Raw genomic sequence first — 14,540 nt, 5'->3', positions numbered from 1 at the left:
ACGTCCGGCTCTAGCGCCCAGCAACTAGGCGACTTCACGAATCGCCTTACGATAAGTCATCATTGGTTCGTCAACACCACCTCACCATGATTCCTAAAACTTTAGTCGTTTCGTTCCACTCGCTACGTTGCTAACCGGGCGCCCCGAGCCTTTGTTCCTTACAGATATGATATAAAGGTCAGTTAGTGAGAAGGGGGATGTACATTGATTGATATTAGTAAGTTAATTCAAGGGAAAAATGTAACAGAATTAGATATTCAATTGTTGAGCTATATTGTCGAAAATATGGATCATGTCTTGAAACAAGGAGTTCGTCACATCGCCAAAGTGAATTATACTTCTCCAGCAACCATTATTCGTTTGTCCAAGAAGCTTGGATATACAGGATTTGTAGATATGTATTATCACCTTTTACCGCTGGTGAAAGAGGTAGATGAAAAGAAGGGAAATGTAGAAGATGATTTCCCAGATATTACTACAAAGGAATTTTTCAATTGCAATGGGATGGAAACAATTCATCAATTTATCCATAAAGTCATGCAGATGGAGCAAACCTATATCTTTTTATACGCAACTGGCTTTTCGGCTATAGCTGCTGAATATTTATACAAAAAGTTATTAGTATTAGGGAAGAAAACGATATTAGCTAGTGGTATGGATTCAATAGGTGTATTTGAAAATAATTTGGATCATATTGGTGCACTTGTTGTGATTTCTAAATCGGGTGAAACACAGCAAGTCATTGATAAGCTAGTTGCTGCTAAGGAGCATAACATATTTACTGTTTCCTTCACCAAAGAAATAGAAAATCGAATCGCCAACATATCGGATTTAAACTTTAAAATCATGGATAATAATAAGCTAGATGATCGAAATATGTTGCCTAATATTTTTTTCCCTCGATTATTAATGGCTTTTGAGCTTATTTTAAAGGAATACTTAAAAACAAATGCTAGGTAGGTAATATATACTTTGTGAAACGTGTTTCAATCGATGAAACACGTTTTTTCAGCTACAAAAATTATATACAAGAAACCGTTTACGGGATAAACTAACTTATGTCATCGACAATATACGACAAATTTACTGGGGGTGTTTTAAATTGAAGCAGAAGATGATGGAAGCAATGCAACGTTTTTCCAAAGCAATGTTTATTCCAGTACTTATTTTACCCATTGCAGGTATTCTCATAGCTCTTGGTAATGTATTTACAAACCCACGATTACTTGAAATAATTCCGTTTTTAGATAATCCTGTCACAACTGGGTTTGGTTCCATTTTATCGGGTTCATTAGTTTCGATTTTAAGTAATTTAGGTTTAATTTTTGCTGTTGGTATAACTGTAGGCTTAGCAAAGAAAGAAAAGTCCGTAGCAGGATTTACCGCATTATTAGGATATTTAGTATTTGTGAATGCAATGAATAAATTTATGGAGCTAAGTGGTTTGCTTCTCGAAGCTGATTCCTTGCAAGGAACTGGACAAACATTGGTGTTAGGAGTCCAGATATTAGATATGGGAGTTTTCCTAGGGATTATGCTCGGTCTTGTAACCGCATTTATTCATAATAAATTTATTGATACAGAATTTAATGGTGCCTTTCAAATATATGGTGGTTCCCGGTTTGTGTTTATCGTTTTAATTCCGGTTAACGTATTAATGGCAGTGCTTCTCACTTATATTTGGCCTGTTTTTCAAAATGGAATCAACAATCTTGGCACATTGATTCAACACAGTGGGAATTTTGGTTTGTTTTTATACGGCATGTTAGAAAGGTTACTTATTCCAACTGGTTTACATCACTTAGTATATACGCCATTTCTGTACACCTCACTTGGTGGCGTAGCGGAAGTTGGCGGCCAGGTTTTAGAAGGGGCTCGTAATATTTACTACGCGGAAATTGCTGATCCAGCGGTAGCCCGTTTATCAGAAAGTGTTATCTGGGATGCACGTGGCATTGCGAAAATGTTTGGTTTAATTGGAGCATGTTTAGCGATGTACCATACAGCCAAACCAGAAAATAAAGTAAAAGTAAAAGCAATTTTAATTCCAGCTGCATTTACTTCTTTTATTGCCGGAGTTACAGAGCCAATTGAGTTCTCCTTTATGTTTGTGGCACCAATTCTATTTGTTGTCCATGCTGCTTTAAGTGGTTTAAGCATGGTGGCTTTAAATTTATTAGATGTTCGTGCAATTGGACCAAATGGCATGATTGATTTTCTATTGTTTAATGTCCCACTTGGCTTTGAGAAAACAAGTTGGCCGATGTATATCTTCGTCGGAATCCTATTCTTTGTTATCTATTATGTAGTATTTCGTTTCTTAATTACCAAATTTAATTTCAAAACAGTAGGACGTGAAGATGCAGGCAAAGAAGCAAAATTGTACTCGAAACAAGATTACAAAGAAAAGAAGCGTAAAGGTAAAGCAAAAGACGATACAAATACGGCGAACACCGATATGGCAAGCTTGATTGTAGAGGCTCTTGGCGGGGCAGAAAATATTGATACCATAACAAACTGTTATACGAGATTGCGACTCACATTGCGCCAACCAAACTTAGTTGATGAAGAAACATTAAAAACAAAGACAGGAGCCAGTGGTGTCATTGTTAAAGATAAAAACGTTCAGGTAGTGTACGGTTTACAAGTAACGACTGTGCGTAAATCTGTGGATGGTTATTTAGGTAGAGAACAAACAGAATAGATAAAAGAGAGGAAGAGAACAATGAAAGAATTTTCGATTGTAATAGCAGGTGGCGGAAGTACCTACACGCCAGGAATTGTAATGATGCTTTTGGATAATTTAGATCGTTTTCCTATTCGTACATTAAAATTATATGATAATGATGCAGAGAGACAGGCGGTATTAGGGGAAGCATTGGCAATTACTTTAAAGGAAAAGGCGCCTGATATGGAGTATATTTATACTACTGATCCAGAAGAAGCATTTACAGACGTCGATTTTTGTTTTGCACATATACGAACTGGTAAATATAAAATGCGTGAATTAGATGAGAAAATCCCGTTAAAGCACGGTGTGGTTGGTCAAGAAACGTGTGGACCAGGCGGAATTGCCTATGGGATGAGAAGCATTAAAGATATGATAGAACTTATCGACCTAATGGAGCAATATTCGCCAAACTGCTGGATGTTAAATTACTCTAACCCAGCAGCAATTGTCGCAGAAGCTTGTCGTGTATTACGTCCAAATTCTCGCGTATTAAATATTTGTGATATGCCAGTAGGAACGGTACGAAGAATGTCACAAATTATTGGTAAAACACCACAAGACCTTGACGTTCGTTATTTCGGTTTAAATCATTTTGGTTGGTGGACGAGTATCAAAGATAAAGAGGGAAATGAATACTTACCACAAATTAGAGATTATGTAGAAGAACATGGGTACTTGACTCAAGTCGAGGTTGATACACAGCATATGGACCCAAGCTGGCAGGAGACGCATAAGAAGGCAAAAGATTTACTCGCCGTTGATCCGAGATTTCTACCGAATACGTATTTAAAATATTATTTCTATCCTGACTATGTTGTGAACCATTCCAACCCAACATATACGAGGGCAAATGAAGTTATGGATGGCAGGGAAAAAGAAGTCTTTTCTACGGCAAGAGAAATTATTGCAAAAGGTACATCCTCAGGAAGTGAATTTTCTATAGGTAGTCATGCTTCATTTATTGTCGATCTTGCGCGAGCTATCGCATTTAATACGTATGAAAGAATGGTTATGATTGTAGAAAACAATGGAGCTATAGCCAACTTCGATAACGATGCAATGGTTGAAGTCCCATGTCTCATTGGATCAGATGGGGTGGAACCCTTAAATCAAGGAAAGATTCCAGATTTTGAACGAGCGTTAATGTATCAACAGGTGACAGTAGAAAAATTAGTTGTCCAAGCGTATATAGAAGGTAGTTATCAAAAACTATGGCAAGCACTAACACTTTCTAAAACAGTACCAAGTGCAAAAGTAGCTAAAGAAATTTTAGACGATCTTATCGAAGCTAATCGAGAATTTTGGCCAGAGTTAAAATAAGTTTTCATGAATTTTAGTTAGAGGGTACTGTCATGTAAAGCACCCACTCATTCAATATGCACTATATAAACAGAAGAGTAAGTGAACAACCCTTGCTTGATAGCTGCCATTTTTGAGCTGTCTATGAAGCAAGGGTTGTTTAATAAATGCGTTTTTTAATGTGAAAATTGCTGGAGATGATGTAAGCCAACCAAAGCCACATCCAGAAGGAATTCATAAGGCATTAGAAAAGATGTAAATACAACTTAATGCGGCAATGTTTGTCGGAGATAGTGAAGCAGATATTCAAGCTGGTTTAGAAGCAAATGTGCATACGGTCGGAGTCAAATGGTTTCTAACGTACCAGACGGATACATTCATTAGACAACCAGATACACAATGTCACTCCATCGCTGGTTTTATGGCGTATATAAAAGAGACGCAATGATACAAAAGCACCAGACTTTAGGTGAAAAGGGAGCTGGATAAAATTTTCTAAGCGGAATAGATTGCTTTCTTTCTTTACTTCTGTATAATATATTTCGAGTATCGAAGAAAAAGGTCGGACAGCTTAGAAAGGAGAGCGATGTATGCCAGCACAACCTATGGCAGAGACAAAACAGGAAAAAATTTGGACACGTGACTTTATCCTTATTTGTCTCGCTAATTTTTGTATATTTTTAGGCTTTCAGATGACGCTACCTACGTTACCTTTATTTGTAAAAGAACTTGGTGGCAGTGATCAATTGATCGGAATTATTGTTGGAATATTTACATTTTCAGCATTGGTAATGCGTCCTTATGCAGGGCATGCATTGGAGTCAAAAGGTAGACAATTTGTATATATGTTCGGATTACTTATCTTTGTTGTATCTGTGGGCTCATTTGCACTCGTTTCCAGTATTGCCCTACTACTATTACTCCGCATCGTACAAGGAGTAGGATGGGGCTTTTCAACGACAGCTACTGGAACCATTGCGACGGATTTAATACCTCCCTCGCGTCGTGGAGAAGGGATGGGCTATTTCGGACTAGCTGGTAATTTAGCATTAGCTTTTGGCCCGTCTTTAGGTCTAGCGCTTGTTGGTCAAATGAGCTTTTCTAGCTTTTTCCTCATATGTGCTTCCGCTGGACTTGTTGCATTACTTCTATCTAGTAAAATTAAATATAAAAAAGTAGAACAATTGCAGCATAAGACAGTAGCTTTGAAGTTTGATTTTTTTGAGAAAACGGCTATTCATCCGTCATTATTACTGTTTTTTGTAACGTTTACGTTTGGAGGAATTGCAACCTTTCTACCTTTACATGCTGCAGAACAGGAAGTTGCTGGAATTGAAGGCTATTTTTTAATGTATGCTGTTTTCCTGATGATTTCCCGTACATTTGCTGGGAAAATTTATGATCAGAAAGGGCATTTATTTGTTTTCCTTCCTGGGACAGTGCTTATTTTTGGCGCTATGATTTTGTTAGCTTGGCTGCCTAACACAGCTATGTTACTTATTGCAGCTAGTTTATATGGACTTGGATTCGGAATGATTCAACCTGCCTTACAAGCATGGGCGGTTGAAAAAGCTCCCGGAAATCGAAAAGGGATGGCGAATGCCACTTTTTTCTCCTTTTTTGATTTAGGTGTTGGTATGGGAGCCATTATCTTCGGACAAATTGCCTTCTTATTTAATTATGGTGTGATTTATGTTGTAGCTGCAGGATCTGTGTTACTATCCATGTTATTGTATTTGTATCTCGTATTCATTGCTGTACGTCGTAAGCAAGATGTGCGTTAGGCAAATCTAATCCCCATACGATTAGGACCTTTAGCTCATACCTTTCGTGTATGAAACGATTTGTTTGGGCTAAGTTCCCATGTATGGAAGATTTTTTCATCTTCCTATCTCAAAAAGGAACCCAGCTGGTTTAAGGCTAGGTTCCTTATTATATTGGTCTAGGAAATTATAAAATTTTGCAGCTGTGGATAAACGTACTAAGTTATTTAGCCACGTCCGGCCCAGCGCCCAGCAACTAGGCGACTTCACGAATCGCCCTACGATAAGTCATCATTGGTTCGTCAACACCGTCTCACCATGATTCCTTTATTTCAGTCGCTTCGTTCCACTCGCTACGTTGCTAACCGGGCGCTTGCGCCTTTGTTCTTCAATTAATGATGTTTTGGTAATACAATCCGTTTATATAATTGGACTGTAATCACGTAATATAAACCATAGATGACTAAGAAAATAATAATTGGTAGCCATACTTTTGTATAAGGTTCCACTAAGATAAAAGAGAACATTTGCATACCAATTAAGACGTGTACAAGCCCGATAATGGCTGGGAACAAAAATAGTAGAAATAATTCACGGTATATGGATCGTTGCAATAATGACTTACGAACACCGATTTTACGTAACATGTGATAGCGCTCGATATCTGCTCCGGCACTTGATAGCAGTTTAAACATAAGCACACTCGCCATCATCATTAAAAAGGCAATACCGAGAAAAATTCCCATAAAGACGGTGCCGCTGGAAAAACTTTTTAAACTGACATAATTATTATATTTTCCACCCGCATTATCGACAGGTTTACCTACATAGCTTTCCGCAACTTCTTGTTGTCTTTCTTCCAGTTGCTTGAATGACGATAAATGCTTGGAAAAGTCGTCTGCTTTAACTACTATGACCTGTTTTTCTTTCGCATCTACGTTCTCATAATGGCTTTGATCAACGACATAAACCGTTGTCTCGCCAAACATAGTATAGCTTGCATTTAATTCAAGAGAGATAGCATCCAACCATTTATCTGGAAGTTCTTCCCCTTCTTTGCCATCCATTGTATACAGAGAAGCAGGTAGTTTTTCTTCCACACGTAATATTTGAATATCAGATATAGCTTCCATTGTACTATCGAAATGAGGAACTAGAGGTGGTTTCTCTAACAGGCTGTCTTTAAGAAAGAACACTCCGTCATTCGTCAATTTATACTCGTACGTATTTTTTTCACTGACGTCCATTGCTCCGATGGTTTTTAAATCTTCCTTGGTTGGTTCATAGATTGCTGCATCATTTGCTTGAAAGCTAGAGGCTTGAAGCTCTATATTATGATAGAACGAAAGCCCGGCTGTCATTGCACCTAATCCAAGTGCAATTAACATGGCTACTGTTCCTAATACTTTGGTTAAGTTAAGCATTCGAAATCGTAATTGCCCTAGTGTAAATGAGTTAATGCCTGTTTCATTTAACATGCGGTTTTGTTTTAACTTTTTCACAAAGTATGGCAAAAAAGAAATAAAGATGAAATATGTTCCTGGCACGATCGTGATGGTAGCTAGGATAACTCCGAGATATTGCAATTCAGCAATATTAATCATGGTGTAGTAGCCAATCACCATTAAAATAATAGAAAGTAACACACCAAAAAAGGTTTTCAAACCGCTTGTTTTAATAACGTCTTCTTGTTTGTCCGCTTGTAATAAATCTAGCACCTTTTTCTTGCCAATTTGCCAAGCATTTACAACCGATGTTAATAAAAACAAAATAATATAAAAGATAACGGTTGTAATGATCGAAGAAGTATAAATCGCTTTAAAGCCCGTGGCTTCCGCTGAGAAATCAAGCATATCCATAAGTACATCGGCAATAATCGCTGTTAACCCCATGCCGATCACAATACCGATGACTAGCGAGACTAGTCCGATAAACAGCGTCTCCATAAACATGAGTTGCGTAATTTTACTTTTTTTTGCCCCCAGAGTTAGATACATAGCCATTTCTTTTTGTCGCAATGTTTGAATAAACGAGGTGGCATAAAAAATATAGAAAACCGTAATAAATCCGAGAATAAATGTCCCAACATGGAACACAAACATGGTTGCACTAATCATGGCATTTGCTTCCACAAAAGCTTCATTTTGAGCTAATGTTTGAAACATATAAAAAATCGCAATGGAAATCGTTAATCCAAATAATAGTACTAAATAGTCTTTAAACATTTTTCGCATACTGGATAGAGATAATTTAACTAACACGAGATCACCTTCTTTCTATTACCATTCATTTGGTTTGTTAATTTCAGAAAGGACATCAAGAATATCTTGATGGAATTCATTCCGTCTATGAGTACGATGTATTTCTTTATATAGCTGACCATCTTGAATGAATAAGATACGCTGACAATAACTTGCGCTTAATGGATCATGAGTTACGAGCATAATGGATGTGCCGAGATTTTCATTCATATGAACGAATGTTTCCATTAAGCTTCTTGCGTTTTTAGAATCCAATGCGCCAGTAGGCTCGTCTGCAAGAATGAGTGCAGGTTCATGTACAAGCGCGCGAGCTGCTGCAACCCTTTGCTTTTGCCCTCCGGATATGGTTACAGGATATTTCGGAAGAATCTCCTCAATGCCGAGATTTTTGGCCACTTTTAGTACGCTTGGTTTAATGTTTTTCACTGCAACACCTTGTAAAGATAAAGGTAAAGCAATATTTTCATAAACAGTAAGGTTTTCTAATAGATTAAAATCTTGAAAAATAAAGCCGAGTTGCTTGGAGCGAAAGTCTGCTAAATGATTTTGCTTCATGTTCGTAACATCCGTACCGGCAATTTTTACAGAGCCACTAGATGCTTGATCCAAAGTAGAGATTACGTTTAACAGTGTCGTTTTTCCGGCGCCAGAAGCCCCCATAATACCGACAAATTCACCCTGTTTCATTTCAAATGAAATATCTATTAAGGCGTGATATTGTGTTTCTTTCCTTTTTCCGTACACTTTATTTAAATGGTTTACTTGTAAGACAGATTGTGCCATCGTTCTACCTCCAACAATATATTTTCTATCATTAGCTTACCGTTGGGTGGAAAATATAGGTATCGAACTTCCTTTCAACCAGCTTACATTTTTGTAAGTAAAGCTTCATAAAGAAGGAAGATTATTTTAAAAACAGGGTGAATTTGTTTATACTATAGGAAAGTATAAGGTTTTGTGGATTATAGTATAAGAAAAACGAAGGCTTCCGCTAGGAGACTTGGCAGTAAGCCAAGTTTTTCTAACAATAGAAACATAAGAATTGGCAAAGGAAGGTATCTTTATTTTGAAAACAATTCGTGATATTAATGTGGAAAGCTTATTTCCATCCGCCATATATAAACGAGGTTTGAAATATTACAAGCTAGGCCGTGTCAGTGATCCATTATTTGATAGGAATCATCAAGAATGGTCAGCGATCGTAGAAGGCACGGAGAAATATGCCGTTGAAATTCACGCGAAAAATTTTGCTAACGGCTCAATAGGTACGTATTGTAATTGTCCCGCATTTGATACGTATGGTACGTGTAAGCATATCGCTGCGGTATTAATTAAAATTGTTAATCAAAAGAATGATCCTGCAGATCAATTTTCAGCCTATAACTATCGTTTAACGCAAAACTTTATGGCTGCATTAAATAGTCTTCCGCCAACAGAGCAAATGAAAGCACCCGCACCGAGTCAAGTTGAACTCAAAGTGGAGTATATTTGCAAATTAGATAATCAGGATCAATTGCAATTAGAATTGAAAATTGGTGAAAAACGCTGTTATATCATAAAAGATGCTGCTTCCATGCTGGAACATATCATGGAAAAAAGGGAATACTCGTTAACAAAGCGTTTTTCTTATGTTCCGGAACTGCATTGTTTTGCCCAAGCAGATATGGATATTCTTGTTCAGTTACATGCTATTTTGCAGAATGAGCGTATTTACCGTACGGATGATCGTTTTTTCTATAAAGATAGCAAACGTTATATCATTATACCTCCACTGCAGGCGAAAACGTTGCTGGAGAAGCTCGTATCACGATCTTTCTTTGTAGAGACGATGAAGGAAACGTACTCCACTGTAACTGTGGAAAAAGAGGTCATGCCGTTTGACTTTTCTTTGTCAGCGCATAATCGAGATGAATTATTATTGAAAATGGAACCACTACATGATGTATTCTTTCTTCCTTACTATGATCTTTTGTTTGCCGATGGCGTGTTTTATATTCCTAGCGAATATCAAGCCCCCATTATGAATCAGCTTCGGCGCTTTCAAAATCATCATTGGCGGTTACCTGTTGCCAAAAATCAAGCGGACGAATTTGTGTCTACGGTTATTCCATCGTTGCAGAAGGTAGGTAACGTTTCTATAGCGGAGAATGTTGCTAAAGACATTGTGCAATATCCACTTGAAGCAAAGCTCTATTTAGAAGTGAAGGAAGCTTTTATAGTCGGGAAATTGGAATACCATTATGGGTCTGAACAAATAGATCCCTTTGGCAAGCGTGAAGCGAATGAAGTTATTATCATTCGTGATGTGGAAAAAGAACAACAAATTATGCAACTCATTGAATATGCAGATTTTCATTATAACGGAAAAGAACTTTATATTCCTATAGATGATGAAGAAGCGATGTATGATTTCATTTATTATACAATTCCAAAGCTGGATGAGTATGTAGAATTGTTTTTAACATCGGATATTCGTAACTTGATAGTAGAACAGGAGCCTACAGCCTATGCGAATGTAGAAGTAGATCATGCATCCAATTTATTAGATATTGGGTTTGATATTGAAGGTGTAGATGAGTCGGAAATTAAGCAAATTCTATCAGCTGTGGTCGAAAAGAAACGGTATTACCGTCTAGATAGTGGGGCATTGGTATCTTTGGAGAATGATACATTTTTATCTGTGCAACAGTTTTTTGATGATATGAATATCGATAAAGCTGCTATCACAGATGGAAATATGCAAGTACCCGTCTATCGTGGCGTACAAATTGATGAGCTTTTACAAACCGATAAAAATTATGATCGCTCATTCCGCAAGCTCTTGCATCATTTAAAATCACCGGAAGAGCAAGTGTATCCACTTCCCGATAAGCTTCAAGCAGAGCTGAGAAATTATCAAGAGGCTGGTTACCAATGGTTTAAGTCGTTAAGTGAATATCATCTAGGGGGAATCTTAGCAGATGATATGGGACTGGGAAAGACGCTACAAAGTATTGCGTACATTGCATCAGAACCAAGCACACAGCCGCATTTAATTATTGCTCCATCTTCTGTCGTATATAACTGGAAAAATGAATTTGCTAAATTTGCTCCAGATTTGCAGGTGGCTATTTTAACAGGTACACCACAAGAACGGAAACAGAAGTTTGCTGATTCAAAGCAGATGAACGTTTGGATTACGTCTTATGCTACAGCTCGGCAGGATGTAGAGCTGTACAAAGAAATCCGTTTTCAAACACTTATTCTTGATGAAGCACAATATATTAAAAACTACGCAACGAAAACATCAAAGGCAATTCGCAGCCTGCAAGCGGGCCGTCGTTTTGCGTTAAGTGGTACACCAATTGAAAATTCCATTGATGAATTATGGGCTATATTTCAAGTGATTCTACCGGGATTAATGCCAAATCATAAAACGTTTAAACAACTCCCTTATGAGAAAATCGCGCTAATGACAAGGCCGTTTATTTTACGACGGTTGAAGGGTGATGTTCTACATGAACTCCCGGAAAAAATTGAAACAGTGCATAGCTCGGAATTAACAAAGCAGCAAAAGGATTTATATATTGGCTACCATCGTCAGTTGCAACAAGAAGCGGCGCAATCCATGAGTGAAAATGGCTTTCAAAAAAGCCGGATGAAAATTTTAGCTGGCCTTACGCGCTTACGACAGATATGCTGTCATCCATCGTTGTTTATTGAGAACTATGAAGGAGACTCAGGCAAGCTGGAGCATTTAATGGAAACGGTCCGAAATGCGCAGGAAAGCAGCAAACGGATGTTGATCTTCTCTCAGTTTACATCCATGCATGAGATTATTAAGGATGAGTTAGAGAAAGAGCAAATTGGCTATTTTTATTTACATGGACAAACACCGTCACAGGAAAGAGTAGAAATGAGTGAACGGTTTAATAATGGGGAAAATGATGTGTTTTTAATTTCCTTAAAAGCTGGAGGTACTGGTTTGAATTTAACCGGGGCAGATACGGTTATTTTGTATGATTTATGGTGGAATCCGGCAGTAGAGGATCAGGCTACTGGTCGGGCGCATCGTTTTGGTCAAAAAAATGTCGTGCAAGTTATTCGTTTAATTACGGAAGGAACCATTGAAGAGAAAATATATGAGTTACAGCAGAAAAAACGCGAATTAATTGATCAAGTCATTCAACCAGGTGATGCCATGTTCAATAGCTTAAATGAAGATGACGTTCGTGATCTTTTAAATATATAATTTGGTAGAGAAGATTATCTCTCTAGAAAGAAGTAAAGATTAGAAAAAACTTAGTTTGTTTGCAGAGCCAAGTTTTTCTTAAAGGATAAGAGAGTATAAAATTTGATGCTATGGCGTAACCAAATAACCGAATGGGCCCCGTCCGGCTTCAGCGCCCAGCAACTAGGCGACTTCACGAAATCGCCCTACGATAAGTCATCGTCGGTTCGTTCCTCACCGTGATTCCTAAAACTTTAGTTGATTCGTTCCAGTCGCTACGTTGCTAAACGGGCGCCCCGAGCCTTTGTTCTAGGATAAATTATCGTGTCAAAAATGGCACACCTCATAAGAGCACTCTTACTATCGGTGGATGTAGTTTGTTTAAACTTTCCCTTTATCACGCACCCAAAAGGAATCGCTAGAAGCGTAACTTTTGGGTGCATTTCTTATTCGTTTATATGTTCAAATTGAAAAGTTTTCTTGGTCTCCCTCTTACATACGGTTTTTCCTCTCCGGCTACTTTAATAACTTTGCCTGATAAAAGTTTATTAATCGTACGCTCAGCACTTCGTTTCGTAACTTGATAATGCGAAGCGAAATCGTGCGAAGAGAACGGCTCATTATTGCGTAATGTTATGAATTGAATGAAATTATAAGAAATTTCATTGTTTAATCGCGCTTTATGAATCAGTGCTTGATATAGTTTCGATGTATCAAATGTTTTCGTCTCACCTATAGGGCCAATCATCACTTTGTTTTCATTTACTAAAAAACATTTACTTTCCTGTGTATCCAAACAGGCTTTTAAAGCTGCTTTTGCATTCTCCTTTGCGGTGTTTGCTGTCAGCCCGATACCAAACGCAATAGCGACAGGGAGTTGTGACCGTCGTTCAATGACATGAAGTAAAGGAAAGTCACGGTAATGCTGTCTTATGTACTCTAGCATAGCATTTGTTCCGAATAGCATCATATGATTATGTTTATTTGTAATCACACATGCATGGTTTTCTTGGGCAAATTCATGAATGATTTTTTTTAATTGTTCGTTACTGTCAAAAGATTGTACTTTAGCTTCTTTTGACTTTAACTGAATATATCCTATGACAACTTGGGTCGTATTCGCTTGATAATCCCGAAGTTTTACTACTTGTTTTATTTCCTCCATAGCTATTTCCATATTTAATGTAGGTGTGTGCATCTTTTGAACGGGGATATTTTTTTGTTTTAACGTATCTTTTACTTCTTCAAATGATGTCACGACATAATCTATTTTTTCCTCTTTCCATAGCTTCTCGTGATAATCAATAATGGGTTGCAAATGATGTAACATGGATTCCTTCGTTTGTAATAAATAGATATCATTGTCTTGCAAATGTAATTCTGAAAACACTTTATAGACTGGTTTATCATTGCAAACATCTATAGAAATACGCTTCCAAACTTGTTCGTCATTCTTTTTCAACAAACATAATGTTGTTAAGAGCATGTATTCATCTAGAGGAAGATGGATACATGGAGGCTCCTTCTTTCCAACTTTACTTTTTACATACAAATAGGAAACTTGTTCCGTGAAAAAGAAAATATCACAAACATACGCCTTTTCGACTAAGTGGATCATTTCTTTCAAACTGACATAAGGAAAGAACATAAAATCAAGTTCTTTATCGACAGGTACTACTTTTTTAACTCGGTCTAGCATTGCTCTTGGGCTAAATACCGCTACTTTCATCTTCATTCTTATCGCTCCTGTTTCCGTTATAATCATCCTAATCATAGGTGTGGAACTAATTTACGCTAGTGCATTAAAGTGAATGGGTGAGGAGTTCTTATGAGATAGTCAAAGATGGATGTGTGTTGTAAAAATAATAGGTAATAGTCATATGGTATTGAATTTTCTAATAATTGTCAAGATGATTTCCTAAATAAAATGGAATATTTTTGGAATTACCATATTTCATGTAGGTGGATTAGCTGTTATATCCATGTTTAGCGTATAAGCTAAGCAAAGGCTATTGCAATGGAGGCTTGGCGGTAGATCAGTTTTTCTTACAATGTAGGAAAGTATAAAAAATGTAATGGTTTATAGTATAAGAAAAACGACAGCGTTTTTTCGCCATAAGACTTGGCTACAAGCAAAGTTTTTCTAATTGTCTAGGAAATTATAAAATTTTGCAGCTGTGGATAAACTAACTAAGTTATTTAGCCACGTCCGGCTCCAGCGCCCAGCAACTAGGCGACTTCACGAAATCGCCTTACGATAAGTCATCATCGGTTCG

At 37.4% G+C, this 14,540-nt stretch carries 10 protein-coding genes; 7 read left to right on the top strand and 3 right to left on the bottom strand.

Translation table 11 applies throughout. The features are described from left to right. The first annotated feature begins 204 nt into the window (after nt 1–204). The 6 genes from HLX49_RS09190 (at nt 205) to HLX49_RS09170 (ending at nt 5,814) form a co-directional block, all read left to right on the top strand. Complete coding sequence (locus tag HLX49_RS09190) at nt 205–960, top strand: MurR/RpiR family transcriptional regulator (RefSeq protein WP_296361434.1); 756 nt, start codon at nt 205–207, stop codon at nt 958–960. A gap of 142 nt (nt 961–1,102) precedes the next feature. Further along, complete coding sequence (locus HLX49_RS09185; protein WP_296361432.1) at nt 1,103–2,704, top strand: PTS transporter subunit EIIC; 1,602 nt, start codon at nt 1,103–1,105, stop codon at nt 2,702–2,704. Nucleotides 2,705–2,725: 21 nt separating this feature from the next. Then, a complete protein-coding gene (locus tag HLX49_RS09180; RefSeq protein ID WP_077702289.1) occupies nt 2,726–4,051 on the top strand; it encodes a 6-phospho-alpha-glucosidase in 1,326 nt (441 codons plus the stop codon). Nucleotides 4,052–4,193: 142 nt separating this feature from the next. Next, on the top strand, nt 4,194–4,289 hold the full coding sequence (locus tag HLX49_RS17095) for an HAD hydrolase-like protein (RefSeq protein ID WP_367112740.1): 96 nt from the start codon (nt 4,194–4,196) through the stop codon (nt 4,287–4,289). Between the two features lie 18 nt (nt 4,290–4,307). Beyond that, entirely contained in the window at nt 4,308–4,478 is a 171-nt protein-coding gene (locus tag HLX49_RS09175) for an HAD family hydrolase (protein WP_123059367.1), read from the top strand. A gap of 142 nt (nt 4,479–4,620) precedes the next feature. Continuing rightward, nucleotides 4,621–5,814, top strand: coding sequence for an MFS transporter (locus tag HLX49_RS09170; RefSeq protein ID WP_237342824.1), 1,194 nt, complete (start codon nt 4,621–4,623; stop codon nt 5,812–5,814). A gap of 371 nt (nt 5,815–6,185) precedes the next feature. Here the strand turns inward: HLX49_RS09170 and HLX49_RS09165 are convergent, their stop codons facing one another. Beyond that, nucleotides 6,186–8,054 carry an FtsX-like permease family protein gene (locus HLX49_RS09165; RefSeq protein WP_296361426.1) on the bottom strand — a complete coding sequence of 623 codons (1,869 nt, stop codon included), beginning with the start codon at nt 8,052–8,054 and terminating at the stop codon, nt 6,186–6,188. A gap of 18 nt (nt 8,055–8,072) precedes the next feature. Beyond that, on the bottom strand, nt 8,073–8,837 hold the full coding sequence (locus tag HLX49_RS09160) for an ABC transporter ATP-binding protein (RefSeq protein ID WP_077702292.1): 765 nt from the start codon (nt 8,835–8,837) through the stop codon (nt 8,073–8,075). Nucleotides 8,838–9,120: 283 nt separating this feature from the next. Between HLX49_RS09160 and HLX49_RS09155 the strand changes: the two genes are divergently transcribed. Continuing rightward, complete coding sequence (locus HLX49_RS09155) at nt 9,121–12,285, top strand: SNF2 helicase associated domain-containing protein (protein WP_296361423.1); 3,165 nt, start codon at nt 9,121–9,123, stop codon at nt 12,283–12,285. 433 nt (nt 12,286–12,718) lie between these two features. Here HLX49_RS09155 and HLX49_RS09150 read toward each other — a convergent pair whose 3' ends face one another. Beyond that, nucleotides 12,719–13,999, bottom strand: coding sequence for a hypothetical protein (locus tag HLX49_RS09150; RefSeq protein WP_101933285.1), 1,281 nt, complete (start codon nt 13,997–13,999; stop codon nt 12,719–12,721). Between the last annotated feature and the right edge of the window lie 541 nt (nt 14,000–14,540).

This window comes from Virgibacillus sp., from assembly GCF_013393565.1.
GTDB lineage: Bacteria > Bacillota > Bacilli > Bacillales > Amphibacillaceae > Virgibacillus > Virgibacillus dokdonensis.
The sequence above is the reverse complement of the archived record's forward strand: the minus strand, read 5'-3'. Positions and strand labels throughout refer to the sequence as shown.

Bases quoted from the DNA above. Each gene is read 5' to 3' on its own strand.
- HLX49_RS09180 (WP_077702289.1), top strand. From the start codon at position 2,726: ATGAAAGAATTTTCGATTGTAATAGCAGGTGGCGGAAGTACCTACACG.
- HLX49_RS09175 (WP_123059367.1), top strand. From the start codon at position 4,308: ATGTTTGTCGGAGATAGTGAAGCAGATATTCAAGCTGGTTTAGAAGCA.
- HLX49_RS09170 (WP_237342824.1), top strand. From the start codon at position 4,621: ATGCCAGCACAACCTATGGCAGAGACAAAACAGGAAAAAATTTGGACA.
- HLX49_RS09160 (WP_077702292.1), bottom strand. From the start codon at position 8,837: ATGGCACAATCTGTCTTACAAGTAAACCATTTAAATAAAGTGTACGGA.
- HLX49_RS09150 (WP_101933285.1), bottom strand. From the start codon at position 13,999: ATGAAGATGAAAGTAGCGGTATTTAGCCCAAGAGCAATGCTAGACCGA.